We start from the raw sequence: 26,284 nt of genomic DNA on the forward strand, positions 1-26,284 counted from the left end.
CAGCCTTCTTCCTACCCACACGCTTGAATCTTCAATGTCTGCACGGCGCGGGCGTTGCAGTTTACTCCATTTGGACGAAGCGTTCACAGGACTAACAATAGAAGTGCTGGAGTCATGCCGACAATTAGACCACTGATTGCAATTATCAGCCCGTCTTTTTCAATTAAGCCAAGACAGATCAGAACGATGGCGATCGCTGGCAGCATATTCCCAAACGGAATTGGCAGGGCAATGATGAACCCCAGGATTAGCAAGAGCGCACCGACACACCGTTCGGCTTCAGGGCTGGTAAAAAACGACCAGCGTGGTTCAACAAAGCCTTCCAGCTTTTCTAGAAAAGGGATAGCTCCAGAAATCACCTGTTCGCAGTGTTCTTTTTTGAAACGTTGCTCCAGAAGCAAGTCGGGTAGCTTTGGTTGCTGGTATCCAAGCACTAACTGACCAGAAACCAGCAGCAAGGGCATGGCAACAAGGGCGGAAATTCCCGCAATCGGCAGAGGTAAAGCTTCCGGCAAGGCGCAGAGCAGCAGAGTTGGACCAAATGCCCGCTCTCCCATCTCGTCAAACAGATCCCGCAGGCACACTTCATCACCTTGATGCTGCGACACAAATCGCTGCAAAAGTTCAGAGATTCGCTCAGTGTTGCCAGAAGTTTCCGGATTTCCAGCCAAAGGGATTAGTAAATTGTTCAATTTATCCCACCACAGTACGAGTTGCATTTTTGATTATAACAATTCCAGATCGAGCAACGGATTTGTCGGATTTTTTTGAGGACATCTCGTTCGACTAGAATTGAGACTAGGTATGAAGATATGGTGACTTCACCTCTCATCCTGGTTATTTCATGCTACTAACATCAGTAAATCTGCTCATAGTTTACCTAATTCGTGTTAGATATTTGACTCAAAAGTTAGTGTCCTACTCTTAAATACCTATTGTTTGTCTCGATGTTTATTAATAGTAAATAGCCCAGGTATTCCTCACAGACATAGCAAATCTAATACCTGTACAGCGCGGCGCTTTGTCTCTTCCTTGCGCCTATCGTATCTAGCGGTAGTGCCTGGGTCGGAATGTCCGGCTAGCTGTTGGACTGTAACTATGTCCACGCTAGCATCTAACAATTCTGAAATAAAGGTGCGGCGGAAGTCATGAGGCGAAAAGTCATCTACTCCAGCTTCAAGCGCCCTGTTCTTCAACACGAACCAGACCGATTGGGGAGTGAGACTTCGCACCACTACCTGTCTACCTTTCCTGACATGGCACAGTAACGCCCCCTTGGTCTTGCCCCTAATAGAAATCCAGTCCTCCACCAGCGACAATAACAGCGGTGGCAGATACACGGTTCTTTCTTTATTCCCCTTGCCGCGACGAACTCTGAGGGAGCCATCGGCGGTATTCAAATCTTTAAGCTCCAGGTTAACTGCTTCCTCCCGCCGCAACCCGCCGCCGCGTAGGATTGCCATCAGCGCCGCATCCCTGGCTCCCATTACAGGATTTGGATCTCTCTTAGCAGAGTCAATCAACCGCGATACTTCATCTCTAGTCAGCGCCCTTCCCCGCAGCTCCCTAGAAAATTTGATGTCAGAAATGGCGATCGCCTTCTGGTAATCCTGCGGATCGATTAAGTCGAGTAACAAAGCTTCCTTCAATACTCGCCGCAATGCCCCCAGCATTTTGTTCGCCGTCGCGGGGGAATACTTTTCACTCAAGGCAAACCGAATAGCAGAGGTGTGCTTGTAGCGTAGAGCAGCCCAGTCCAGAGTTAAATGGTCGGCACTTCCCTGAGTTAACAATGCCGCGATCGCGTCCAAGGCAGTCTTCATCGTCCGGCGCGAACTCTGACCCAGCGTAGACAGATACACCGCAGCCGGAGCGACGGACAGCGGCAGCGGCTCGGATAGGACTAAAGACTTCAACTCAACGGTTGACATAGCGATCCCCAGTTTTACTTATGAGAATGCACATTCTCATAAGTTATTCCCTAGCCAGACTTTCTTGGTCCCCTTCATATTTCCCTCCTCCCCCTACACACTCCCCAACCCCAACTTAAGCGCTTAGTGTGCAATCGCTGCCTGTGCGGAACCTAAAGTAATTTGCCTATTAATAGCACGCACTCGTCCTGGGGTAGTGTTACGGAAGCTGTCACGCGGGGCAAAGTAGCTCTGAAGTCCTTCCTGGACTAGGTTTCAAACCTTTCAACGGCTCAGGAGCACGCGGTAGCGCCAGCGAAAGAAAAATTCAGCTTTCACTCTTGTTCTGTACTTGCCCAAAAAGTACCGAATTTTCTCTGGGAGTTGGCACTTTACCTATTTATAGTCTGGATTACCGCGAAAACAATCTTGAGACTGTATCATTGTCCCTAGTAAAGTTCCGACACTAGTAAATATCGGAACTTTTTGTCGGCAGTTGGCGATCGCTCTCCCTCGCCCTAGCTTAACTACCTGAAAGGCTGAAATGCTTGGATCGTAATACTTATAGATGACTTTACCCCTGGGGACAGCTACCGTAACATTACCCCGAATGGTTAGCGGTGGCGAGCCAAAACAATGTTTGTAGCCCTGATTACAGAATGATCGAACAATTCATAGGAAGAATAGGTTCATCTTCAATAATTTAAATTTCCTCGCCTAGTTGGCAAGTGTTTGACCTCCAAAAGTTAAAGATCATCTGCTAGCTCTCAGTTTCAATGAGCCAGGAAATCTACCTGCATCATCCGACATTTGGTCTACTGTTTCGGGTATGCCAGCTGAGTCAGGGACAAGAATTGTTCACAACTATTTATAATCAACGCTTCTTTTTTTTAGTAACGGCTAGATCCGAAGGAATAGGAATTGAATTAATTAATCGGATAAGTGCTAATTCTCTGATGGAAAAACATCTTCGTCAGCTGCGACGCACGGGCTTAATTCAAGAATACAACCAGCTAATGGTTAGCTACCGACAAATATTTGACTAAATTTTTGCTTGAGGCAATGGCTAGCTTCAGGAAGAAACCAAGCTCTCTGAAAATCTTTGAGACAATCTTTATGTGCTGAGCTTTCATTGCAATCTTTGGCACATCTTTTTCTTTTCATCCGATCGCCCCGGTGTAGGCACGCGGATATGATGAATTTGTTCCAGTTTCAAAATTCTATCTCTGCGTTGCCTCCCCTTGTGCAGTGGCGCGTCTGGAAGCACGAATTCCGGTGGGGTTTCTCGCTCGGTGTCTCACGGCAAGAGTGGTTTCGCCTACCCGGTATGGTGCTAGAGATTCTTCCCGACCATCTTGATTCTTTTTTGCATCATCCCGGCGAAAATGACCAGCGCTTCAATAAATGCGATTCTTGCTTCCAACTGTGCTTGTGTAATCAGCAGCATCAAATCTGGAGAATCGTCCTCCTGTTCTAGCGCTGCTTTGGTGCAAGCATGTGCTTGTTTTGCTTTGCGCTGAATGACCCTGCCACATTCCTCGATTAGTTGACCGTGTTCCAACGCCAACTGGTCGCTGTGTTCTTGTATTCTCTTGCCCCATTGCTCTACTTTGAATCCGTTCTCTTGCAGCTTCCGCGCGTGTTGCTCCAGGGTGTTGATAGATGTTGCAGCCTCATGCATGACGAATCAATGATAGTGACTTCCAAATAGGAACCTATGCAACTTTGCAACGCATAGCTTCTACCAAAAGTTTCATTGTCAATTTGTCGAGAACCAAAATCGTGTAAAATTTTGTATAGATTAGACAATTAGCAGCCAAGAGCTAGCCAGATTAAAGCCTCACTGTTTGACTCTTGGCGATACTCTCTGGAGAAGCCCCTAAGCTGGACGAATATTTTTACAGCTATAGGTTCAAGGTGTCCTGCTGCGGCATGGCGGCTTTTAGCAGCGTTTCGTTGATGACCGTCTGGTAGCCCACCCCTCGCTCCTCTGCTTCTTCCTTTGCCCACTCAATCACCTTTGGATGCAGCCGGATGGAAACGGGTTCTTACCGTTCGTTCTCATCCTTTGCGGGTCGTCCCCGCTTCGGCGGCTCGATGCCAAACTGCTCCTTGACGGCTTCCCCGGCTGCGGCAACTTCCTGCGGGGTGATGCGCCGTGCCGATGCAAAGGGAAATTCAGTCACTTTCTTCTTCATAACGCCTCCGTTCATGAGGGGTTGCTTTTCTGGCGCTGATGATGCGGATGCCGTCGCCCCTTGTCGTGTAGACGACAACCAGCACCCGTTCCCGGTGTGACGTGCCGACAATCCATTCTCTTTCTTCCTCCAGAGAGTGTTCCGGGTCTGGCGCAATTAAGGCAAGTGGGTCAGTCCATACCGTGGCGGCTTCTGTGAATGTGACCCTGTGCTTATTTGGGGAGAAAGTAGCGAAGATACTGTTGGCGAATTCATCAGAGAAAAAAGCTACGCTATTTGGGGCTTCAGCTCCATAAATCGAGAGTAGCGAGTTCGAGCCAGTGGTATACCTGAAAGCCAAGCATCCCAGCGAATCAAATTGAGAGCAGTGGCAATCAGGATGTGCTGAAGATGTGTTTTCGCTAATCCAACATATCGAGACTGCCTTAGGGCAGAACGTCTCACGCCTTGTGATAATGTGCCCTCCACTCCTGCGCGTTGCTCTTTGAGTTGCTTAAACTCTGACGTTTCTTGTACCTGCCGTCGCCGACGTAGAGCGTTGTATTTGGCTTCAGGCTGTAGTGTCAGTCTACGGGCAGTGTTGGAATGGGTACAACGCTTGCGGACTGGACAATGACGACAATCGCTTTGAGAAAAGTGGACGTGAACGACAGGTAAGCCTCGATTGTCAATCTTAGATCGCCAAATGATACTTTGATGTCCTTTGGGGCAAGTGACAACCTGATTATCCCAATCCACTTCAAACTGCTCAGCAGAAAACTTAGAGTGATTTTGGGTTTGCCAACTTGGATTGATGCGAACTTTTCCAATCAGTTCGATTCCATAGTTTGCCTGACTATTAACAATATGGTCAGCTGTTACATACCCTGTATCCACTAAATGCTCTTTGGGTAGAAGTGATTTTTTCGATAAGGTTTGATGGACAGATTCAACGACTGCATCATCAGATATTGTTGAGAGAGTGGTGCATACTCCAGTAATCAAATGCGGACAATCTCGGTCACAAGTTTCAGTGATGTGAACTTTGTAACCGACCCAATCAACACTACGTTTTGAACTGTAATGCGCCTCTACATCATAGGGTGAATGAATTGCCAGCGTGGATGGTGGCATGTCTTTGGGCGAGCGCCATTGCACGTTCCCATCTTCAGTGGGTGCGTAAAATTGTTGCATCCAAACCCGTCGCAGCGTTTCAACGGCTGGAATTTCTCGTAACCACTTTGGAGTAGCCCAATCGTAAATTGCATCTAACAACGCAAATCCATCTTTGCCAATCGTGCGACCCAATTCTTCTCGCTCGCTGTCTAACTTGGGCAACCGATAGTTCTCGGTGCGACGACTGTAGCGGTCAAACCAAGCCTCTTGTAAATGCTCTTCCAACCAATCTGGAGCTGCGACAGCTAAACTATTGAGTGCAGCACGAAATGTTTCTCCCAACGTTTCCAATCGATTTAGAATCCGAATGGCAGCCAGAACATGAGTTGAATCCGTCCGTTGTCGTTTGTGTCCTTTGAGCAATCCCTTGTCTCGTAATTGCTCCAATAACTTGTCCAGCAGCACTTGTTCTGCATTGCCTGCAATTAGACGAGTGCGAAATTCACTCAAAATTGAGTAATCGAATCCTGGATCGCTCAGGGGAAGACTGAGTGCATACTTCCAATCAATCCGCGCACGAACAGCATCAGCAGCTTGGCGGTCAGATAGATTCTCCATAAACTGCATTACACAAACAAGTGCCAGTTGCCAAGGAGCTTGGGCTGGTTGCCCACGTCTAGAGAATAGTGATGCAAAGGTTTCGTCTTGGTAGATGCTGCCAAGGCTGTCCCGAATTTGCAGGTAGAGGTTGCCTTTAGGAAAGGCTGCTCTTGCTACCGCGGCTGTATCCTTTGGAATAGGAGGAATAGTTTGGGGCTGCATGGACATGCTGCACCTCTAGCGATCTGTTGGTCTTTACCTTAATCCTAAGCAAGGTAGCTAATCCTGATTTTTCTCCCATGAATTCGCCAACAGTATCAGCGAAGCTGTCACCCCTCCGCCATGTGCCGCCTGAATCCCTTACTCACAGAGAGTTTCAGAAAAAATTTTCAATCTGACTCTAAAAATCACAACTTGACAGACTGAATATCTGAAGAATGGCTGTACCATTTGAACCATCCCAAATTTTAGAGCCTGGAACCCTTGCTGCTACGTTATTAGATGCTGTACCAAATAGCTTAACTTCAACTGGTACAGTAATAACAAGGTTTTTCGGCGATTTTCGGGTACTAGAGCAATTTTATTTTTGTAGCTCTTTCGTAGTAAGGTTTTCAGACGTTACGTGGCGGCTCATGTCACGCTCGCTACTTTTACCCCAATATGACGGGATCATGGGGAAGTTTCCCGTTTAATACTTGTGTACTACTTTGCCCCGCGTGACAGCTTCCGTAACACTACCCCGTCCTAGAGCTTTTAGATCCGAGCTGTGGCTAGGCGGGCTTTTTGCTAGTAGCAGGCATTGCACCGAAATATTTGTAAAAACATGCGTAATGCCCTGAAAAGGCTTGATTTCTTGTTGTCTATCGGGTCTGCTCTAACGAAAATGTAGCAAGCGATCGAACTCTAACAGGAAAAGACTTTTCAAACCTAATTGCAGGGTTTTATAGAGCAGGTGCAGCTTTTTGCTGGGGTTGCCAGTTTTGCTCGAACGCCCGAATCAGCGCGCTTTCTAGCTCCTGAAGATTCAAATAATTGCCCTTTCCCTCGGGACGCTAGTTCAAATACTTGACTTCCCTGACGGCAATCCGAATGGTTGCATCCTAAGACTTTACAGTGCGCTGCTCTATCTCTATTTGATTAAATGGAGATAGAGAATCTTGGCGTAGTTGTGAATATTAATGGCTACGCCTTTTATTTCCCACTCTTCTAAATCTTCCACCAGGAGCAGGGCATCGCCGTATTTTCCCGCTCGAATTAGATGTTTGAGCTATGACGTTTTCAATTAGCATGACTGGGGATGACTGGAGTATATTCTAGTGCTGCTCGATCCCAATTGCCTAAATTGGCAGCTGCCTCGTAGGTGCTTTGCAGGAAAGTAAGTAGTATAGTATCTGGATCGTCAGCTTGTCGCACAGCTTCGTAAGGCAGGACGAACTCTCTCATCTGGGAGTTATAGAACGCTGAGTGCGGCTGCACTAGGTAATCTTTGAAGCCTTCTGGTTCTGGGTAGGAGTAAGCATAAAACAGCGCTTCGGTCGAACCATCGCCAAACCAAAAACCACAACTACTCACCTCATGGGAGTATGCTTCTCGCGTCACCCAGTCTGCCATATTCGGGACACCACCAGGATGCTCTGGAGCGCGTCGTCCAGAGAAGCGAGTCACAGCCAGGTCAAAGCTGCCCCAGAAAAAATGTACTGGGCTATACTTGCCAACATACCGAGAGCGAAATAGATTCATGACTCGGTTCGCCTGCACCAAAATTCGCCAACACCGTCGAGCATACTCTGGGTCGTAGGCAGCATGATTGTGATCTTGCTCAAACGGAATCGGATTAGCAACTTCCTGTGGCATCGTCCAAATCTGCACCTGGATACCAATCGCTTTCAAGGTACTCATCACCGCTTGATAAAAATCAGCCACGGAGCGGGGAGCCAGTTCAATGCTCTTGGTCGTGCCGTCGCTAGTCTCGATGCGTAGCTGATGGTCTAGAAAATCAAAGTCGATTTGAAAGCTGCCCGTTCTGTAGGGGATGGCGGAAGTTGTCAATCCGCGTGGAGTCACGTATAAAGTGGAGTGCCACCGGTGGTTGACTTTAGGAGCTAAAGCCAAGCGAATTTTCCCAATAATCTGAGTCCACAGGTGCAGTGTTTCATAGGTGTCCTGCCAATCGGCGAGTAACAAGCTAGACCAGATGGTAGCTTTAGACGTGTCAGGCGCAGGAGCAACCATAATGGAAACCAAAGAGAGTAGGACAGCAACCAGCAAATCGATGACTAACAACAGTCTATAACCTACTTGGTGGTGCTGTAAAAATCGCTTTCGCTCAAGTAGAGAAATTCGCGAAAAGCGGCGCTGGGAGAAGGGGGTTTTGCGTGGGGGAAGGGGTTTGGGCAACGACGCAAGCCGAAAAAGTTTACAGCTAGCCAAATTATAGAGTGAGAAGGGGTGGGAGTGCGATCGCCTCCGTCGATATTAGGAGTCAACAGCCTCAGTTGCAACTGGTGTTGGTTGTTTAAAAAGCCAGTTAACCAACGGCGATCTCGCCCAGTCCTCGCTACGGTGGTTCTTGAAGGTTATCCGTTAGTGGCAAAACCTATAAATTTGATGTTTTCTTCAGCCAGTCAATTGCCGACGAATATTTAGGATTCCATCCTAAAATGCTTCTGGCTTTCTGGGAACGAATGCGGCTGTTTGAGCCAAAAGCAAAATGAGCGCCTTCTTGCCCCCATTCCCGAATGGCTTCCTCGATAGTCCAGCTTTGTGCCGTTCCCTCAAAACCAAGTTCATCTTGTATGGTTTGGGCAATTTCCCTAAAGCTCGATTCACCATTTTCCAGGAAGAAGAATGACCCAGTAGGCGCTTTCTCAAGCGCAAGCATATAAGCGCTCACAACATCTTCAATGTGGACTGTTGACCAAATGTTTTCTCCTCTACCGATATATCGAGCCATCTGGTGTTTTTGCGCAACTGCAATCGTGCCAGGAATCTGTATGCTTTGAGCGTGTAGACCTGTACCATCACCGTAGATCAGGCAGGGACACATGACGACAGAATGTACTTCCCGAACAACGCTTTCAATTACGTGGGTGTCAACTGCGACGCGCCCAATTTTCTCAAAGCGAATCGGACGCGGAAGATCCTCATGAAATATCCGATTGCTATACACGCCAGCGGCGCGATCGCCAACGATGCTCGATCCACTTGTATGAATTAGCTTCTTGCCCGATCCTTCAAGTGCTTGAAGTAATACCTCCACAACAAACGGATCGTCTGCATTTGCAGCATTGATAACGGCATCTGCCCGACGAGCGGCTTGAAAGAGGATTTGCTCATCCCGCAGCGATCCAAGAACTGGTTCAATACTCCTCTGTTTCAGCAATGCGACTTTAGCGGCTGACCGACACAAGCCCAACACTTCATGTCCAGCAGACACTAAGGCAGTGGCGATGGAACCGCCAATATAACCAGATGCTCCAGTGACAAAAATCTTCATTTGCTCATTCGATCGTGAAGTGGCAATTTGATTATGCAAAATTGCCTAGAATTACGTAAGAATGCACATTTGTGTGCATCAGTAACACAAGTGTTACCAGTTTAGTAGCCTCAGAGGAGCTGATATGAGACATACATCGTTTGATGGGGCGCGGGGTTGCTATATAGAAGCTGCCCTAGAAGTCATTGCAGATAAGTGGAAAGGCGTGATTCTCTACCACCTGCTGGGTGAGCCGAAGCGATTTAATCAGCTTAAACGTACATTTCCCGAACTGTCGCACCGGATGTTGACTCGACAACTCAGGGAATTAGAAAATGATGGCATAATCAGTCGCAAGGTTTATCCAGAAATTCCACCCAAAGTCGAGTACTCCCTGACAGATTTAGGTAGATTGCTGGAGCCAACATTACTGTCGCTCGAAGTTTGGGGAGTCAGATACATTGAAATGACAAGATATTCAAGAAACTGTCAGTCAGACAAGAGTTAATAAGTTTAGTTGCGCTCGCCGTTATTCAAAACTCAAAGAAAACTTCCTTTAATGTTGAATATCTCTTTAGCTAGCTGTGACAACTATTGGACAGCAGTTTGCTAGTTCGTAAAGCGCCAGTAAGTACTGAGCAGTGCTACAGCAAAGGTAGAGGAGAAGCTAAGCGCAAAGAAGACGTGTAAGGTTGATGTAGAAGCATCCATGTTCGATAAATCCTTTTGTTGGCTTGGAACTTGTTTTCTATAGATAAGCCATCAATGTGAATGATTTGTGAATGGAAAAAAGAGAATTTAGTTTCAAATCCTAATGTTTTCATCAGAGCGATTTGTCCTCAAATTGTGGACGTTCAATCGTTCTCTACTGCTTCTGAGTCAATCGCTTGTAGAGATGTTATATGTAACGTCTCTACAAACAACGCTAAACTGACTGTACTCCTGCTCGTCCGTCTTCTACGATAAATGAAGCTCTGGTGGAAATACTACCATCTTGGTTAGTGACGGCAGACATGACGCGATAGTCGGATTGCCAGCGACTGCGGCTAAGTTCGCAACGGACGTAACCCCGTTGGGAGTTGTAAAACTTAATCCACGGATTTTCTGGTAGATAAGCCTCGACTGTGGGATTGGAGTCAGCACCATCACCTCCAGAACTGATGGAAGTGCCAACGAACTCCGCACCAACAATAGGAGAGTCTGGAACATCAAAATCTAGCTTGAGATCCGATACCCAGTTGGAGTGGATATCACCTGTGATGACGATGGGATTGGAAATTTGTTGTTCTTGGAAAAAGCGGAGAATGCGGTTGCGCTGCACTAGATAACCAGCCCATTGATCCATTGGAAAAGTCTGTTCGGCTCCAGGGCTGCGGTCTACCTGTCCCATCATGACTTGTTGTGCCAGGATATTCCAGCGAGATTGAGATTGTTTTAGCCCTTGGAATAGCCACTGTTCTTGTTCCGCTCCAGTCAGGGTAGCATTTGGATCGAAGACTGCTTCGCAACGAGGTTTTGTACCGTCATTGCAAGGTTGATTGGTGCGGTACTGCCTGGTATCGAGAACGTTGAACTCTGCTAAATCTCCAAAAGTAAAACGCCGATACAGCAACATATCCGGTCCCTGCGGCATTGAGGTAGCTTGCAACGGCATATGCTCGTAATAGGCTTGGTAAGCAGCAGCCCGTCTTAATAGCAAATCTTCGCGGGATTGTAGTTCTGGATCTTGAGGAATATCGTCAGCGTAATTATTGTCTACTTCATGATCGTCCCAAGTCACCAGCCAAGGGAAAGCGGCGTGTGCTGCTTGTAGATTGGGATCGGACTTATACTGGGCGTGGCGATTGCGATATTCTTCCAATGTCACGGGTTCTTTAGTGCCTTCATGAGGTCGTAAAGCTGTGGCGCTCGGCGGTCCCTCGTAAATATAATCGCCTAGAAAGACAACCAGATCGAGGTCTTCTGTTGCCATATATTTGTATGCCGTATAGTAACCCTGTTGCCAATTTTGACAAGAAGCGAAGGCAAAGCGGAAACGGTCGAGGCGATCGCCTAATCTTGGAGCGGTACGGGTGCGTCCGATCGGGCTGACTTCACTCCCGACTCGAAATTGATACCAGTACCACTGCCCCGGTTTTAATCCTTTCACGTCTACCCGGACGGAATGCCCTAATTCCGGTGCTGCCAATACCGTGCCGCGTCGGACAATCTGCCGCAGATTTTCGTCAGCAGCAATAAGCCATTCGACCGAGACATTTTGTTGTGGCATTCCGCCACCATTGAGCGGATCGGGAGCTAGTCGCGTCCAAATCACAATGCTGTTAGGCAATGGATCGCCTGAAGCTACACCTAAACTGAATGGATAAGCAGAAAATTTTGGTTGAGCAATAACTCTCCTGGGAAATTGATTGGCGATCGCAAATCCCGTTAGCGCTCCCGCACCTATGAGCAACTGTCTGCGCTTGGCTGGAACTGATAGGATGCCTGCTAGATCGAAGCGATTCATATTCACCCCTGGGCTAATTTTCCGCTAAATTTTTCATAGTTGCGGGGTAGACAAAAATTGAGCAAGTCCTAATTTGTCAGCTATTTTACTAGTACGACAACCGCTTTTTAAATCATTCAAATGCTAAAATAACTTGCCGTTAAGACTAGAAAAATGTCCCTTGAATTCTAAGTTTTACGAACTTTTTTCGCTCAAATTTGCTATACCTTAACTAGTTCTCAAATAAAAATTAGCAATCAGAGATTAATTCACGTTCAAGGTCTGATTAAACTTGGCTGATTCTGCGTCAATTCAACAGCACGCAACTCCTTGCTTCAAATTACTACTTGTTGTCATCTACCAGAAGTCATAAAGCCATGAATTTTGATTCCAGTTTTCTCGCTCGTCACTCTAGTTCTTATCCCTACTGGCTCCAAAATTTAGGGAATTTAGGAATCTTCGTGTTAAGTAGTTTTAAAGAGAGCGAACGCACGTCATACTGTACTGTCTACAACTTTTCAACCCGCACTTAATCTGATAAATTATGTATCAGTACAAGCGTTCGCCTCACGCCCATGTTCTACCGAATTCATGAGATCGACCGTACCGTTCGGGAACTCCAACATCCCAAGTCACGGGCAGAAGAAATTCGAGATGAATTGATGCCCGATGTAGATTTAGATGAATCTCAACTAGAGTTATTTGCCCAGTATGTTACGGCACTTGAAGGTATTGGAGTTAACCTGCAAGATGAACGCTTGCGGGATACTCTCAATGCTTATCCTGACAACATGGAAGCAGCAATTCAAGCTGTATTGAAATATGCAGAGATTTTGAAGCAGAAACATCAGGATTTTCAAAACCAATATCACGTTACAAACTGCTTAGCAAAAGCATTGCGAGAGGGGTGGCAACCTCATTGAAGTTAGATTGGGTGGTGCGATCGCTTCCTTCAGGCAAACTAAGAGTTATGACAGCTAGTAAGTTTTAGCCAAGGAATGTCGGGCGTGTTAGGGGAAGAAGCAGTGAGGATGACTTCGCCCTTGTCACCAATCGCCCAGCCATTAGCTTCTACCAGCGGTGGGGTTGATTTAATAGAAGTTGAATTACTGTGGATAGCAGTAGTGGTGAGTTTTTCTTGGCTTTGAATGGACGTGCCTAAATCTACCAGCGGTGTATCGCTTCTGGTGGCTTCAGCTGGAGTTGGGGGCAAACCACCGCGCCCTGCGATCGTAAATTGACCTTGCCCTGCTACTAAATTACTTCCGTCTGCGGCACAGCCTTGAGTCACGAGTTCACTGACATTGACTACGTTAACTGGTAGTATAACTAACTCAGCAGTAGGGTCTACATCCGGTCGTCTAATTTCTACTACTCCGTTTATTCCCTGCTCGGAATCAGCATTGATGCTGCTGTCTGGGGAAACAAACAGTGCTTTAGTCGTAATGCGAATATTGCCACCCCTACCCTCAACAGCATTAGCAGTAATGTTGCTATTGTTGGCGATCGCTAAAGTATCGGTATCGATGGTGATGTTGCCACCATTACCAGTACCACCCCTAGCATCGGTAGATATTTCACTGTTGTCGCGCAAGAGTAATAAATTGAGCTGATTTAGCCTGATATTTCCACCTTCACCAGATGCAGATCTGGCTACGAGTTTTCCACCGTCTTCTAGATAAATAGAGTCAGCTGCCAGATTTAAATTGCCTGCACTTCCTGTTCCAGAACTGCTTGCAGATACATTCGCCCCATGTCGCACAGTAAAGTTTCCTGTAGCAATGCTAATATCTCCTGCATTTCCACCTGACAATGCTTCAGCAGACAAGCTACTATCTTCGCCATTCAATTCGACTAAATCAGTTGCCTTGATTGCTAAAGTACCGCCCCGTCCTTCGCTAAGAGTGAAGGCTGAGATCTGTGCGCCATCGTTGAGTTGCAGTTTTCGAGTGTCGATTGTGATATTTCCAGCATCCCCAGAACCTTGAGTGCTGCTAAATAAAAAGCCATTTGCTAGTTCTACAACTTCAGAGGCGTTGATAATTAAGTTTCCTCCTCGCCCCGTTCCTGCTACAGTTTGCCCAAAAGATTCTTGTTCGCTAGAAGCTGTTGCTATGAATGCTCCATCCTTGAGCAGCAGTCTTTTTGTCTGGATTGTTATATTGCCTGCATCTCCAGTTGCTATAGTTGAAATCGACATAGCGCTATTCATACCTGCTAGTTCTAAGGACTCAGAGGCATTCACTGTCAAATTTCCTCCAAGTTCTGCTCCCTGATTAATTGATAAAACCTGCGATCCATCAGCAATTATTACTCGTCTACCCTGCACCTGAATGTCACCACTGCTCTCGCCGCTGGTATTCACTTCAGAGACAAATTCATTAAGAGTTCCTTGTGTCAATTGAATGTTTTGAAAATTTTGGACACCTTCATACCCCAAAGACCAGCCCTTTACTGTTGGACTTATGCTGATTAGACTATTGCTGGCAACACTACCTAGTTCAATCCGCCCTCCTGGTGCATTTAAATATCCGCCTTCCGAAACTATTTCACCGCCCAACAGCCCCAATGTCTTCCCTGGTCGCACCTCTAAACTCGCTGACTGCACGCGAATTTCTGCTGCACGATTTCCAAATTGCAAACCAATAGGAACGCTCACTGTTAGCAAAGGCGAGTTCTGGGCAGCGATCGTACTAAACTGAGTACCGTCTGCCAAGTTTAAGCTACTAGCCGTACTTGCCAAAAATGAGCCTTTTACATCTAAACTGGTATTGGGTCCAAAAATAATTCCATTAGGATTGATTAAAAATAAGTTGGCATTGCCTAAAATGCCTAACTTTCCTAAAATTTCAGAGGGACTATTTCCTGTCACTCTAGTCAAAATATTCTTAATGCCTGAAGGATTACTGAAGTATACTCTTTGCCCGTTGCTAATATTAAACTCTTGAAAGCTATGAAATAAGTTTTCTCCCCTAATTGCTCCCCCATCAACCCGATTGCTAAAGTTCTCATCGATAATTACATTATCTTGAACAACAGAGCTTTCAGTACCCAGGGTTCGGTCGGGTACGGTCTGCGCTAGGGTACAATTTTCAATAGTAAAAATACTAATTCCTAAGAAAATTGCTGACCCTAACTTCCAATAAAGACTGCTAATCACAAACTAAGTGGGTACAGGGACGGTTGCGATGCTGGCGAGTCGGACATCCATTAGTGTATACCACTTCACGGCAATTTCGTGCAGACAACTGGCTGTCAGCTAAGATTTGTATCTCTTCCTCAACTACTAAGCTTTCGGATTCGATTTCAACTACCTCTGATTCTTCTCTGGATGGCTGTATATTTTCAGAATTCATATTTTTCCCTCTAATTTAAAATTAATAGTTTAAGCGTTTGCTCTGTATCTATGGAATTGAAATGAGTGTTGATGTCAGTTAGTTGGTAACTAAATAAAAGGGAGACAGTGTGTGAATTAGCTCCTTTGTCATTCACTAATAATCAATTCAATAACAGCACAACGAATTTCGGAAACTTATAAAATGAATTTTGTTGACTGTAGTAATGGCTTAATTTAGTTATCTTTTATACAAAGAAACTAGGCTTAATAAATAAATAATAGCTAATCGGGAGCTGCTAAGAAGGAAATTGTAATCATTGACGATACCGAAACCCAGTTAGAATAACCAACTGGGCTGAGGGGGTGACAAGCGGCTGGAAATGAATACGGTAGAAGGAGGTGACGCTTTCACGGTAGAAAAAGATAGGTCAAGTATGTTCAACCAGACCTATCTCAGATAATGCTGCCAGAATTTTATCAAAAATGTTTCCAAAATTTACTCACACCTACACAGTATAAAATGCTGCAAATCTTGGTGTTAGTAATACAATTCCACAAAACTATCACGCTGGAGAAACTAGCAACAGTATTTCCACAACCAATTTTATTTGAAAGTCGCCGCCGCAGCATACAAAGGTTTTTAGTCCTACCACAACTAAGTCTTCAACTGCTCTGGTTTCCCTTAGTAAAACATTGGGTAAAGATGAGTAAATTGAAACAAGGTAAACGACTAACCTTCGCGATAGATAGGACACAGTGGCGCGGGCAAAATATATTTTTTATTAGTTTAATTGAAGACAAGCGTGCTCTACCGATTTATTGGCAGTCTTTGTCAAAAAGAGGAGCTAGCAACTTGCGGGAACAAACAGCACAAAGAGCGTCCCCTGTTACGATTGTTTAAAGGCTATCGACTTCTGGTACTGGGCGACCGCGAATTTCATAGCATCAAACTTGCCAACTGGTTACAGAGCAAAGGTATTGATTTCGTGCTGCGTCAAAAAAAAGGCACTTATGTTCGTCAACCAAATTCTTGATTTCAACGGCTAGCAGCACTAGGGCTAGAGCCTGGAGTATCTTTCTTTTTTGAGAAAGTTCAATTCACCAAACAGAAAGGATTCGATACGTTTAATTTAGCTGGATATTACCCGCGTAAATATCGCGGAAAGGTTGAGCCATCTGGCTGGTATCTTTTAACTAACCTTGCCAATACAAAGGCTGCCATCCAAGCTTTTAAACGCCGGAGTGGGATTGAGGCGATGTTTAAAGATTGTAAAACTGGTGGCTATAATTTGGAGTCAACTTACGCTCAAGGGCAACGTTTAATTGCTCTAATTTTATTGATTGCTATTGCCTACAGTTGTGCTATTTTGGCAGGTCGCCAATCTCGCAAGCTGGGAGTGCAAAAATACCTTGGTCGTCTCCAAGAATTAAAGCGTTCAACGCGATCGCCATAGTACTTTTTGGCTCGGATTATATGGTCAGTTATGGATAGGCGCAATGGAAGAATGGGCAGATTTAGCACAGAACTTAATGCGGCTCAAGCCAAATAAACGGTAGTGTTGCAAAAAGTGGTAGGCTAAAATAATTCTACTAGAGAAAATTTATCTGCGGCACCTGATGAATTCTAAAACCCCATTTAAGTGGCGACACTATCAACCGGAAATCATTCTGCTGTGCGTGCGGTGGTATTTAAGATATCCACTCTCTTATAGAAATTTAGAAGAAATGATGACTGAGAGAGGATTAGGGATTGACCATTCAACTGTATATAGATGGGTACAGCACTATGCTCCAGAACTGGAAAAACGATGCCGTCCGCATCTTCAACAGACGAGTGATTCATGGCGAGTCGATGAAACGTATATCAAGGTTAAAGGTAAGTGGAAGTATTTGTACCGAGCTGTAGATTCATCTGGGAACACAATTGACTTTATGTTGAGTGCACGCGCGAGATAAACGGGCAGCGAAACGGTTCTTTCGTAAAGCTTTAAAAGTAACTCATAATTCCTCTCCTCGTGTAATAAACGTAGATAAAAATGCTGCCTATCCTTCAGCCATCGCCGAGTTGAAAACAGAAAAGACTATAGATAAATCTTGTAAGCTAAGGCAAAACAAATACCTGAATAATCTAGTGGAGCAAGACCATCAATTCATTAAAAGATTAGTAAATCTTGGCTTAGGATTTAAATCATTTCATACAGCTAGGAGAACAATTAGTGGTTATGAAATCATGAATCAAATTAGAAAAGGGCAAATTTTAGGAATAGAAAAAGGCGGCATTCAAGCTTCTATAGAATTCGTGTCTCAAATTTTTGGAGTTGCTGTATAATCTGCTCCGAGCGGGATAGATCTTTACGTCCTTAAAAAGTTTTTGCAACAGAACCTCTTTTTCTACCGTGAAAGCGCTAACGGGGTGACGACCGAGTTGAAAGCAGGCTGTGTCGGAACTTGAGGCGATATATGGTAAAAAAAGATCGGTCTTTTTTCGTGAACAAGACCGACGAAGAAAAAATGTTACCCCAATTGTATCGTACCTGTTTACAAAGTCAACTAAATCCACGATTATTACTAACTGTAGAAGTTCTGGTTTGGCTACTTCAAGTTCACAAACAAATCAAAATTGAAAGGTTAGCTGCTCATTTTTCTTTGCCAATAAAATTTGAAAGCCGTCGCCGTCACATTCAAAGATTTTTACAATTACCTCAATTGAGTGTTGTACTGCTATGGTTTCTCATCGTTATCGGAATAATTCAGTCAAAGATTAAGTCAGGAAAGCGAGTTTTTCTTGCAATTGATAGAACGCAATGGAAAGACAAAAATTTATTTGTGGTAGCGGCGATTTTAGAAAAACGAGCAATTCCTGTTTACTAGCAGTTTCTAGAAAAACAAGGTGCCAGTAATCTCGCAGAACAAAAAGCAATATTGCGTCCAGTGATTCGACTTCTTTGTGCTTATGAAATTGTCATCCTAGCCGATAGAGAATTTCATAGTGTTGAACTAGCGAAATGGCTGTGTGAAAAGAAAATTTACTTTGTTCTACGTCAAAAAAAGGATACAAACATTCAGCAAAAAGGTCGAAATTATCAAGAGCTAACAACCCTAGAACTAGCTCCTGGGATGAGTCGGTTCTTGAGCGATATCAAGGTAACTAAAGAAAAAGGATTGAATCAAGCAAATCTTGCCGCTTACTGGAAACGAAAATCTCGCCAAAACAGAGAAAAAGAGCCTTGGTATTTACTGACTAACTTGGGTTCTTTAGCTGAAGCATTAACAGCGTACAGAAAGCGAACTGGAATTGAGGCAATGTTCAAAGATTGTAAAACTGGAGGCTATAACTTGGAAGGTTCTCGCGCTTCCATTGAGCGACTAACTCGGTTAGTATTATTAATAGCTATAGCTTATACTTGGTCAACTTTAAAAGGAGAGCTATTAAATCAACTGGACAACAATTTTACGTTAGCCGTTTCAGGAAAGTTAGGCAAGTTCTCACTAAAAATAGTAGCTTTTGGGTTGGTTTGTATGGCGATGTTTGGATAATAGGAATGGAACTTTTATTTGATTGGAGCCAGAAATTAATGAGAATGGCTCCGAATAAGCTACCTTTCTTTCAGCAGGGTTTGAGAGCTATGAGTCTGATTCAGTCAGCGTTCTAGCTATGTCGTCACCCCTTCAGGTGAAAGCGTCACCTCCTTCTACCGTATTCATTTCCAGCCGCTTGTCACCCCCTCAGCTTGTCAAGGATGCTCGAACGCGAGTTCCAGGTCAGGAATTTTTCTTTTGCCTCGTAGTTTTGTCAGTCAACCAGGCCTTTTACCCTAGAGCAAGCATTTCTCTAACTAGCAACTTGGGTTATCCTTCCGAGATAACTGGGTCAAAATTTGCAGGCAATTGCCTGCAAGCGGATGGCGCGGCTCAAGCTGCTGAGCTTGTTTCCAGGCAGCGATCGCCCGCTGAAACTCTCCTTGAAGTGCCCAGAGTTGCCCTGCCAGTGCGTGAAAATCAGCATTGTTTGAGTGTAGGGCGATCGCTCGGTCGTTCTGCGCCTGTGCCGCCAGATAATCTCCTGTGGTAAAAAGCTGGAGGGCTTGCTGATAATGCCAGACAGCGCGATCGTGGATTTGAATCAGGGAAGACAGATCGGTTTTGCAACGTTGACAGGAGGAAGTTTCATTAGGACGATAAGTAGCGCGACAAACGGGGCATTTCATTGCTGATTTTAATTACGTATACTTATTCTGCATCTGTATTGGCGTAGTAAAGAAAGTCTTCCAGTTCTGCCTGGAGTTCTTCTAACTCGGCATCGTCCTCGCTAGCTGCGGCTTCGATCTGGTCTAATAAATCCTGCAATTGTGCGGCGCGATCCTCATCCAGCTGCCCTATGGCTACCTGCGCCCGTTCTATTAAGGCTGCCAGTTCGGGATTTAGAACTACAGCGGATGAATCGGTAGCCTCTACTTCGATGGCTTCATCATCCTCAAACAACTCTTCCAAATCTAACCGTGCTTGGTGGAGTTCGTGGCTAGAGAGGCGATGCACCCCAGTATTATTCACGACTAGCTTTCCTTGCTGCCCCTTCCCCTTTTCGGTTGCCGTCACCGTGAGGATACCGTTCAAGTCAAAGTCAAAGTGAACTTCTACCTGGACGCTACCAGCCGATTTAAGTGGCAAGTTTTCCACTTTGAAAGAACCGAGGGGGACATTTTCTTCAGCAGCAGGATTCTCGCCCTGAAACACCTCAATCTCAACTGCTTCCTGATTGTCTCTCATGGTCGAGTAAACTTCGGAACGGGAAACAGGAATGACGCTGTTGCGGGGAATAATCACGCTGAAGAATCCCGGCATAATTCCCATTGGGGTATCGATCGCCGCCGAAATTCCCAATGAATGAGGGGTAACATCAACCAAAATCGCATCGACGGCTTCGCCTACTAGCACTCCTGCTTGCAGCGATGCCCCTAATGCTACGCAAAGATCTGGCTCAATGCCATCAGTAGGAGACTGTCCCAAGTGTGCTTCGATCTCGTGTTGGATCAGGGGTATGCGCGTGGAACCGCCCACTAAAATGATGCGGTCGAGGTCTTTGGGTTCTAACTCGGCATCTTCCAAAGCGCGATCGATCGCTTCTAGAGTTTCTTCTACAAGCGGACGGATCGACTGCTCGAAGTTAGGACGAGAGATCTCGGCTTCCAGGTGCAATGCTGTCTTGCCCTTGCTACCCAAAAAGGCTTCTCGCACGGTGGTAAAGCCATGAGAGCTAAGTTGAATCTTCGCACTTTCTGCGGCTTGAAGCAAACGGGCATCGGTGGCAGGGTCGTCCGGCACGTCTACCCCGTGCTGCTGGCGAAATAGTTGCTTCAGATGGAGTTGCAGGCAGCGATCGAAGTCATCTCCACCCAGGCGGTTGTTGCCATGACTTGCCAGTACCTCCGTGACTTCTCCAGAAATTTCTACCACCGAGACATCAAAAGTCCCGCCGCCTAGATCGTAAACTAGGACTCGTTCCGTCTCCTCCGATCGCAAGTCGTAAGCCAGTGCTGCTGCTGTTGGCTCGTTGATAATTTGCAACACCTCAAATCCGGCAATTTCTCCAGCAGTTTTGGTTGCTTGCCGCTGGGCATCGGTAAAGTAGGCGGGAACGGTGATGACTGCTTGAGTCACGGGTTCGCCCAGAGCCTTCTCCGCTCTTTGTTTTAGCGCCCGCAGGATCGTGGCTGAGATTTCCTGGGGCGAATATTCGCGATCGCCCAACTTTGTCTTGTGGTCTGTCCCCATCCAGCGTTTAATCGATTTAACCGTCCGCTCTGGAGCTGCGGCATACTGACGTAGGGCTTCCCGTCCGACGAGTAGCTTGCCGGTTTCGCTAAACCCGACACAAGAGGGCAAGATCGGGTCGCCATCTTCTCCCGCTAACACCCGTGCTTGTCCGTTTTCGACGATCGCCACTTCAGAGTTAGTGGTTCCCAAGTCGATGCCTACTGCTCTATCCATAATTAATAAATGTTAGTTGTGAGTCATGAAGCGATCGATGCCGATCTTAAAAATTTTACCGGAGTTACGTACCGATCCCCCCTAGCCCCCCTTAAAAAGGGGGGAACTAATACTTCCATTTCCAGCCGAGACGATCGCCTGTGTCTCCCGCAATATCCGATCGCGCCACAAATAACCCCGCACGACTTCTTGAATCACCGTATTTTCAGGCTCGTCGCTCTCCTGCCGACCGATCGCGTACACCCGTTGTGGATCGAAGGGTTGTCCCTGCGCCACAATCGGTACTACCTGTTGTTGTTTCAGAATATCTAGCAGCGTCCGTCGAATTAATTCTACTCCTTGGCGATCGCTTTCAATCGTTTCCATCAGAGCAGTCGGGGCGGAATTTGCAGAATCAGACGATAACTTCTGACCGAGGTGACTCAGCCAACGCCCTAGCTTTCCTCGCCAGCTCTGAGGCGGAGACGATAGGGGCATCTCAGGTGACTCTGAAGATTCCTGCCAGTGGGCGCAGGCGCGATCGAGGGCATCAAGCACCCCCAAAATCGCTTTTAAAAAGTTTTCTTGCTCCTTCTCAAACCGTTTTTCCTGCGCGGCGAATTCGCTGGCATACTGTACTGATACTTTTTGTTGGCTGGTTTCTATGCGCTGTTGCAGTTCCTCGTTTTGCGATCGCGCTGCTTCCAGTTCCCGCTGCAATCGCTCTTGAGCCGTCTGGAGTAGCTTCCCCTGTTGTTTCATCTCCTGCCGCAGTGCAATCCATTCGCTCACCATCTGGTAAGGATCGAACGCTGGTGCAGATTCAGGTGGTTCGCCCAAATACTCCGGTGGCGGCGGCGGTGACTGGAGGTAGTCTAAAAGTTTGTCGAAAAGTGCTTGACGGTCATTTGTCATGAGTGCGTGGTGCGTGGTGCGTGGTGCGTGAATCAATTTTAGATTTTGAATTTTGGATTGTAATGCTCCCTCTGCCCCTCTGCTCCCTACTCCCTACTCCCTGCTCCCTGACTAAAAGGTTTCCCGAATTAAGTCGTCCAAACTCAGCTCAAGCCTTGCCATTGCTTGCTCTCGTAGCTGTTGCATTAATTCTGGATCGAGGGTTGCCTCTAGAGGGCGCACTTTTAAGAAATCGTCATCTGCTTTTACCGTCTCTGGGTTGCGAATCGCTTCATAGGCAGCTCGAATTGCTTTAAATTCTTCAGGATGGGTATGGGCAGGAAATTCTCGTAATTTTTGATGATATGCCGCTTTGATTTGGGCGGCTGTGGCATTAGGAGAGATGCCGAGGCGATCGTAGGGAGAAGTCATAGGGAGAAGTCACAGTCATAATCATTTACCGACCGAAGCCGCGTTTGGGTGGTTTGGGTTTCCCAAAACCAAAGGGCGGAACGAAATCAAAATCATCATCCTCATCATCCTCAAAATCGGGCATAGTATTGAGCAATTGGCGTTTTAATTCGGGCAGCATTCGCTCTAGCTCTGCTTTCGGAATTTTCTGCCCAAACATTTTCCGAATCATTGCTTCTACAACATCTGACATGTCATCTTCATCGAAGTCATCGAAGTCATCTGGATCGGGTAGGACTGCCTGCGTCTGTCGCAAGGCAACGAATGCCTGTTCTTCGCGAAAAGCTTGCAGGGCTTTGGCATCCTGGAGCCGACGGGCAATTTCAAAACCCTGTTGCTTTAACTCCTCGTACTCAGGCATAGTGATGGGATAGGTGGTGGCTCTTGCCAACAACAGGAGAGGATTTTGCGGTTCTCGCTTCAGGGCTACTTCGAGCGCCGGAATTAGGTTTCTCGACCAACCAAAACGGCGTACTTGAAGCTGGATTCGTGCTAGGGTATTACCTGGTTGGGGCGTAGTGTCGAGATAAGAGCGGATGGGAGCTTCCAACTTTTTAGAATTGGTTTCTTTGACTGCGAGAACGATTAAATGGGCTTCTCTGGCTTGGGGATACGCGCTGCCAAGCTCGGCAAGTCTGGCAACATATGGATTAATTAGTGCCGCGATCCCCTTTTCTCGCTTGGCAAACAGTTGAACCGACAGAGCGATCGCCTGTAAGGTTTGGATCTGCTGCTCGTCAGATATTTCCTCCAGTAGTGCATCCCACTGGTGCTTTGCCTCCTCTTGGTTGAGGGAAACTCGTCCGCCGGAGTTGGGCGGACTTTGCACGGCTGCAACAAAAATCTGGCAGGCACGCAAGGGAGGATCGGATTTCTTTTCTGTTTGGACGAGACGCTGAAAAAAACTATAGTTTTGAGTGTATAAAGCATCGAGCCAGGGCGCAAACTCCACTTCTGCTTCAGGGTTGAGATCGCCAAAGTGCTTACCAAATCGACGGCGAGCTTCTAGTTGCGCCTGCGGGTTGTCGAGTTTTTCCCAGCAGCGCAGCAGCATGGCATAAACCTCCTCATACCGACAGCCTTGCTCCAATGCTTGGGAAAGAAGTTTGACTGCTTCCTCGTATTTACTCTCCGTGAATGCCACCAATCCTTTACGTCCGATGACTTCTGGAGCCGTGGGACAGATGCGTTCTGCCTGTTGCAGGGAACCCAGCGCCGTACGAGAGCGCCCCATCGCCATCCAGGTATCTGCCAACCGACAATGCAAGTTTGCCAGGGTTAATTTTAGGCGATCGCCAGTCCAATTTTGCGGGTTTTGCTTTCCATCCTTTTCCACCCATTTCAACAATTGGGTAATTAGGCGTTGCTGCTCGCGATACGATTCGTTTGCATCCATCGCTGCGATCAGATTCACCGCCAGTTGAGGATTAAAGCCTTGTTCTACCAACACTGGTTTCCAGAAAATTTCCGAACATTCTGGCTCTCCTTGCATCAGTGCTTGTTGTCCTGCTAGCGTCAATAGGGTGGGGCGGAGAGCTTTTAGTTGGGGCAGTTGAATCGGGCGATGCCCCAGATTGAGGAGTGCATGGGCAGCGTTATGGTAGTCGCCGCGATCGCTCATTTGTAAGATTGCTAGTGCCGTCACTGCTTCTTGAGATTCCAGATCTTCCGACTGCACGGACGGATCTAGGGGTGGTTCCCCCGTCTTCGCCTGCTGGAGAGTTGCTAATCTTTGCAAAATCGGCTGCTGCAAAAATTTTGGTTTGCCTGAAGGAAATCCCCACATAGAGGAAACCTGCAATCCTAGAATAGAACTCGCTGCCTGCCAATTTTCTAAAGTTTGCTGAGTGTAGACAACCCAAGCATCGGGAACGTCTCCTGGTGTCAGCGGACGCTTAATTCTGGTAAATGCGGTAAGGGCAGCATTAGGCTGCTGTGCTTTCAGGGCTAAAACTCCCCTCGCCCAGTGGAGTTGGGCGGCGCTAAATCGTTTTGCTTGTTTGTCAATCAGTTGCTCGACTGTTGCGGTATCTCCCTTGAGCAACAGCAGTTTCAGGTAACAAATTGCATAATCTTTGGGTAAACTCTCTTGCTCGAAGGCATTTTGGATCAACTCCAGGGCAGCGTCCAGACGGTTTTGCAATAATAAACAATGGCTAGTCCAGTAATGTGTCTCTCCCGTCAATCCCAGTTCTAATGCGCGGCGAAAAAATGTTTCGGCTTGCTTGAAATCGCTTTTTTGAAATTCTTCCTGCCCTCGTAGCAACCAAATTTCGGCTTCTGAAGGTGTAAATTCAATTTCTGGGTTGGCACGTCGAACTTTTTTAATTTCTTCCAATGCCTGTCGATATTTCTGCTGCTTGAGTAACCCTTGAAGTTGCATTTGAAAGGGATTTTGAACGGGCGAACTCTCCTTGCTAGCACCTTGCAGTTCTTTCTGGTTCAGCCGACACTTAGTCAAGATCTTACTCCTAGTTAATTTGGAAAAATTATCTTTGGGCAAAATTTGTGCTGAAGTAGAGTAGGAGAAGCAAAAATAACAGTTCTTAAGTCTACTTCTAGCCTAACATTACGGATAGTGGTTGTGTTGTTCCTACGATGAGTTGTCAGCAACAGTAGAATCCTTCATGAGAATTTGGGAGAATTTGAGTATTGGGTAGTAGCCGCAGGAAGGAAATGGATGAATAGCTCCTCGTTCCCCAACTCCCTACTCCCTGCCTGTAGGGAAAAGGTCATGCACGATGCTGGGCGCGGAACGCACAGAGCGACCATTGCCCTTCATTGACTTACACCATAATCTTTTTCCATAACTTCTAAATACATCAACTGTCTCGCTGTCAGGTACAACGACCGCTGTATCGTCTCTAGAATCGCGTAATCTACCGCTTCCAACCCGGCTTTCAACAAGGAGCTTATTCGCGCTGAAACTGATAACAAACTTACGCGATCTCCCTCACTCATATCTACAAATTTCACTTCTCCCTCTTTGCACCCAATCGTTTCACCCTTTAGGCTGATATAAACCTGATAGAAATTGTTGCCAATGTGTTGAATTATGCCCCAATATCCATCATAGGAGCGCAAGTCTTTATTTCTGAATGCTTGAACTTTTACGACATCATCAATGCGGCACTGGCTGCGAGCGCAGGTAGTGATATGGAAGTAGTGGTGAAGTGTAATCCTTGCACTACAATGATTCTGAGCGATGTTTGCTAATATATAAAAACTCCAATAAGAACCGATTAATTGTTAATCTGCAATGATAAATGTTTTGGGAATGCTGTTTGTCTCCGCCATTACTCTGTTATCTCATATTACTCAACAGTCAGACTCTCTGCAAGAAGATATACCAGAACTATCGCCACAAAATACTTGTCCCTCCTGTCATTCTCACAATGTTATAAAGAATGGTTCCATTCATAATGGAAAATCCAAAAGCCAATGCAAAGACTGTGGGCGACAATTTGTAGATAACCCTAATAATATTGTTATTTCATTACAGATAAAGCAACTCATTGATAAACTCTTACTCGAAAGAATTTCGTTACGTGGAATTGCGAGAGTTACGGGTGTAAGTTGGTCTTGGTTACAAGATTACGTCAACTCCATCTTGGCTCATACTTCCCGCCAAATCAAGGTCTCGGAGAAATTAACGGGTCACCTGACGATAGAGTGTGACGAGATGTGGTCTTTTGTTGATAGTAAGAAAAACTCGCTTTATGTCTGGCTAGCAATCGATCGAGATTCTCGGATAATTATTGGTTGCTTTATCGGAAATAGAACTCGAAAATCAGCCCGTCAGCTTTGGGCTTCTTTACCAGACATTTACCAGCAATCTGCTGTCGCTTATAC

27 protein-coding genes and 1 pseudogene are annotated in these 26,284 nt (G+C 46.2%); 9 read left to right on the plus strand and 19 right to left on the minus strand.

The window, feature by feature from the left end; genetic code table 11:
* Window positions 1-83: 83 nt before the first annotated feature.
* Window positions 84-671, minus strand: coding sequence for an exopolysaccharide biosynthesis protein (locus tag DSM107010_RS20350; RefSeq protein WP_199755650.1), 588 nt, complete (start codon window positions 669-671; stop codon window positions 84-86).
* A gap of 309 nt (window positions 672-980) precedes the next feature.
* Window positions 981-1,931: a tyrosine-type recombinase/integrase gene (locus DSM107010_RS20355; protein ID WP_127023754.1), complete on the minus strand. Its 951-nt coding sequence runs from the start codon at window positions 1,929-1,931 to the stop codon at window positions 981-983.
* A gap of 755 nt (window positions 1,932-2,686) precedes the next feature.
* Between DSM107010_RS20355 and DSM107010_RS20360 the strand changes: the two genes are divergently transcribed.
* Window positions 2,687-2,956, plus strand: a complete 270-nt coding sequence (locus tag DSM107010_RS20360) for a PII-interacting protein PipX family protein (protein ID WP_106168968.1) — start codon at window positions 2,687-2,689, stop codon at window positions 2,954-2,956.
* A gap of 287 nt (window positions 2,957-3,243) precedes the next feature.
* Here the strand turns inward: DSM107010_RS20360 and DSM107010_RS20365 are convergent, their stop codons facing one another.
* The 8 genes from DSM107010_RS20365 to DSM107010_RS20395 form a co-directional block, all read right to left on the minus strand.
* Entirely contained in the window at window positions 3,244-3,591 is a 348-nt protein-coding gene (locus DSM107010_RS20365; protein WP_106168967.1) for a hypothetical protein, read from the minus strand.
* Window positions 3,592-3,814: 223 nt separating this feature from the next.
* On the minus strand, window positions 3,815-3,946 hold the full coding sequence (locus DSM107010_RS43025) for a hypothetical protein (protein ID WP_373425491.1): 132 nt from the start codon (window positions 3,944-3,946) through the stop codon (window positions 3,815-3,817).
* 12 nt (window positions 3,947-3,958) lie between these two features.
* Window positions 3,959-4,108, minus strand: a complete 150-nt coding sequence (locus DSM107010_RS39845) for a hypothetical protein (RefSeq protein ID WP_199755652.1) — start codon at window positions 4,106-4,108, stop codon at window positions 3,959-3,961.
* Window positions 4,089-4,448, minus strand: coding sequence for a BrnT family toxin (locus DSM107010_RS43030; RefSeq protein ID WP_199755653.1), 360 nt, complete (start codon window positions 4,446-4,448; stop codon window positions 4,089-4,091). The genes DSM107010_RS39845 and DSM107010_RS43030 overlap by 20 nt, the downstream gene beginning before the upstream one ends.
* Window positions 4,376-6,031, minus strand: coding sequence for an IS1182 family transposase (locus DSM107010_RS20380; protein ID WP_106168966.1), 1,656 nt, complete (start codon window positions 6,029-6,031; stop codon window positions 4,376-4,378). The genes DSM107010_RS43030 and DSM107010_RS20380 overlap by 73 nt, the downstream gene beginning before the upstream one ends.
* Before the next feature lie 1,050 nt (window positions 6,032-7,081).
* A complete protein-coding gene (locus tag DSM107010_RS20385) occupies window positions 7,082-8,035 on the minus strand; it encodes a DUF5996 family protein (protein ID WP_127023776.1) in 954 nt (317 codons plus the stop codon).
* Between the two features lie 62 nt (window positions 8,036-8,097).
* Complete coding sequence (locus DSM107010_RS20390) at window positions 8,098-8,304, minus strand: hypothetical protein (RefSeq protein ID WP_127023757.1); 207 nt, start codon at window positions 8,302-8,304, stop codon at window positions 8,098-8,100.
* A gap of 95 nt (window positions 8,305-8,399) precedes the next feature.
* Window positions 8,400-9,299: an NAD-dependent epimerase/dehydratase family protein gene (locus DSM107010_RS20395; protein WP_127023760.1), complete on the minus strand. Its 900-nt coding sequence runs from the start codon at window positions 9,297-9,299 to the stop codon at window positions 8,400-8,402.
* A gap of 124 nt (window positions 9,300-9,423) precedes the next feature.
* Here DSM107010_RS20395 and DSM107010_RS20400 point away from each other — a divergent pair, with 124 nt between their 5' ends.
* Window positions 9,424-9,786, plus strand: a complete 363-nt coding sequence (locus DSM107010_RS20400; RefSeq protein WP_106167962.1) for a winged helix-turn-helix transcriptional regulator — start codon at window positions 9,424-9,426, stop codon at window positions 9,784-9,786.
* A gap of 417 nt (window positions 9,787-10,203) precedes the next feature.
* Here the strand turns inward: DSM107010_RS20400 and DSM107010_RS20405 are convergent, their stop codons facing one another.
* The gene (locus DSM107010_RS20405; RefSeq protein ID WP_106167963.1) at window positions 10,204-11,784 is read right to left on the minus strand and encodes an alkaline phosphatase D family protein; all 1,581 of its coding nucleotides are present in this window, start codon (window positions 11,782-11,784) and stop codon (window positions 10,204-10,206) included.
* A gap of 554 nt (window positions 11,785-12,338) precedes the next feature.
* On the opposite strand from DSM107010_RS20405, the gene DSM107010_RS20410 reads away from it, so the two are divergent.
* Entirely contained in the window at window positions 12,339-12,686 is a 348-nt protein-coding gene (locus DSM107010_RS20410; RefSeq protein WP_106167964.1) for a hypothetical protein, read from the plus strand.
* Between the two features lie 38 nt (window positions 12,687-12,724).
* On the opposite strand, the gene DSM107010_RS20415 is transcribed toward DSM107010_RS20410, so the two are convergent.
* Window positions 12,725-14,923 (minus strand): two-partner secretion domain-containing protein, encoded by a 2,199-nt coding sequence (locus DSM107010_RS20415; RefSeq protein WP_106167965.1) that lies wholly within the window; start codon window positions 14,921-14,923, stop codon window positions 12,725-12,727.
* Window positions 14,916-15,119: a hypothetical protein gene (locus DSM107010_RS20420; RefSeq protein ID WP_106167966.1), complete on the minus strand. Its 204-nt coding sequence runs from the start codon at window positions 15,117-15,119 to the stop codon at window positions 14,916-14,918. The genes DSM107010_RS20415 and DSM107010_RS20420 overlap by 8 nt, the downstream gene beginning before the upstream one ends.
* Before the next feature lie 784 nt (window positions 15,120-15,903).
* Between DSM107010_RS20420 and DSM107010_RS39850 the strand changes: the two genes are divergently transcribed.
* From DSM107010_RS39850 to DSM107010_RS39865, 5 genes and pseudogenes are all read left to right on the plus strand, one after another.
* On the plus strand, window positions 15,904-16,134 hold the full coding sequence (locus DSM107010_RS39850) for a transposase (RefSeq protein ID WP_199755654.1): 231 nt from the start codon (window positions 15,904-15,906) through the stop codon (window positions 16,132-16,134).
* Between the two features lie 222 nt (window positions 16,135-16,356).
* Window positions 16,357-16,554, plus strand: a complete 198-nt coding sequence (locus DSM107010_RS39855) for a hypothetical protein (RefSeq protein ID WP_199755655.1) — start codon at window positions 16,357-16,359, stop codon at window positions 16,552-16,554.
* A 163-nt stretch (window positions 16,555-16,717) separates the two neighbouring features.
* Window positions 16,718-17,429 (plus strand): annotated as a pseudogene (locus DSM107010_RS20430) (IS6 family transposase).
* 131 nt (window positions 17,430-17,560) lie between these two features.
* Entirely contained in the window at window positions 17,561-17,971 is a 411-nt protein-coding gene (locus DSM107010_RS39860; RefSeq protein ID WP_199755656.1) for a hypothetical protein, read from the plus strand.
* Between the two features lie 60 nt (window positions 17,972-18,031).
* Window positions 18,032-18,637: a transposase gene (locus DSM107010_RS39865; protein WP_241994285.1), complete on the plus strand. Its 606-nt coding sequence runs from the start codon at window positions 18,032-18,034 to the stop codon at window positions 18,635-18,637.
* Between the two features lie 299 nt (window positions 18,638-18,936).
* Here the strand turns inward: DSM107010_RS39865 and DSM107010_RS20440 are convergent, their stop codons facing one another.
* The 6 genes from DSM107010_RS20440 to DSM107010_RS40920 form a co-directional block, all read right to left on the minus strand.
* Window positions 18,937-19,308 carry a tetratricopeptide repeat protein gene (locus tag DSM107010_RS20440; protein ID WP_106167967.1) on the minus strand — a complete coding sequence of 124 codons (372 nt, stop codon included), beginning with the start codon at window positions 19,306-19,308 and terminating at the stop codon, window positions 18,937-18,939.
* Window positions 19,309-19,330: 22 nt separating this feature from the next.
* Window positions 19,331-21,088 carry an Hsp70 family protein gene (locus DSM107010_RS20445; protein WP_127023763.1) on the minus strand — a complete coding sequence of 586 codons (1,758 nt, stop codon included), beginning with the start codon at window positions 21,086-21,088 and terminating at the stop codon, window positions 19,331-19,333.
* Between the two features lie 81 nt (window positions 21,089-21,169).
* Window positions 21,170-21,982 (minus strand): nucleotide exchange factor GrpE, encoded by an 813-nt coding sequence (locus tag DSM107010_RS20450; protein WP_106169380.1) that lies wholly within the window; start codon window positions 21,980-21,982, stop codon window positions 21,170-21,172.
* Between the two features lie 111 nt (window positions 21,983-22,093).
* Complete coding sequence (locus DSM107010_RS20455; protein ID WP_106169379.1) at window positions 22,094-22,393, minus strand: J domain-containing protein; 300 nt, start codon at window positions 22,391-22,393, stop codon at window positions 22,094-22,096.
* Between the two features lie 25 nt (window positions 22,394-22,418).
* Entirely contained in the window at window positions 22,419-24,893 is a 2,475-nt protein-coding gene (locus tag DSM107010_RS20460) for a tetratricopeptide repeat protein (protein ID WP_199755657.1), read from the minus strand.
* Window positions 24,894-25,210: 317 nt separating this feature from the next.
* A complete protein-coding gene (locus tag DSM107010_RS40920; protein ID WP_127023766.1) occupies window positions 25,211-25,408 on the minus strand; it encodes a hypothetical protein in 198 nt (65 codons plus the stop codon).
* 283 nt (window positions 25,409-25,691) lie between these two features.
* On the opposite strand from DSM107010_RS40920, the gene DSM107010_RS20470 reads away from it, so the two are divergent.
* Window positions 25,692-26,284: IS1 family transposase (locus DSM107010_RS20470; RefSeq protein WP_127023782.1), on the plus strand; the 593-nt coding region annotated here is incomplete at its 3' end.

It is taken from the genome of Chroococcidiopsis cubana SAG 39.79, assembly GCF_003991895.1.
GTDB lineage: Bacteria > Cyanobacteriota > Cyanobacteriia > Cyanobacteriales > Chroococcidiopsidaceae > Chroococcidiopsis > Chroococcidiopsis thermalis.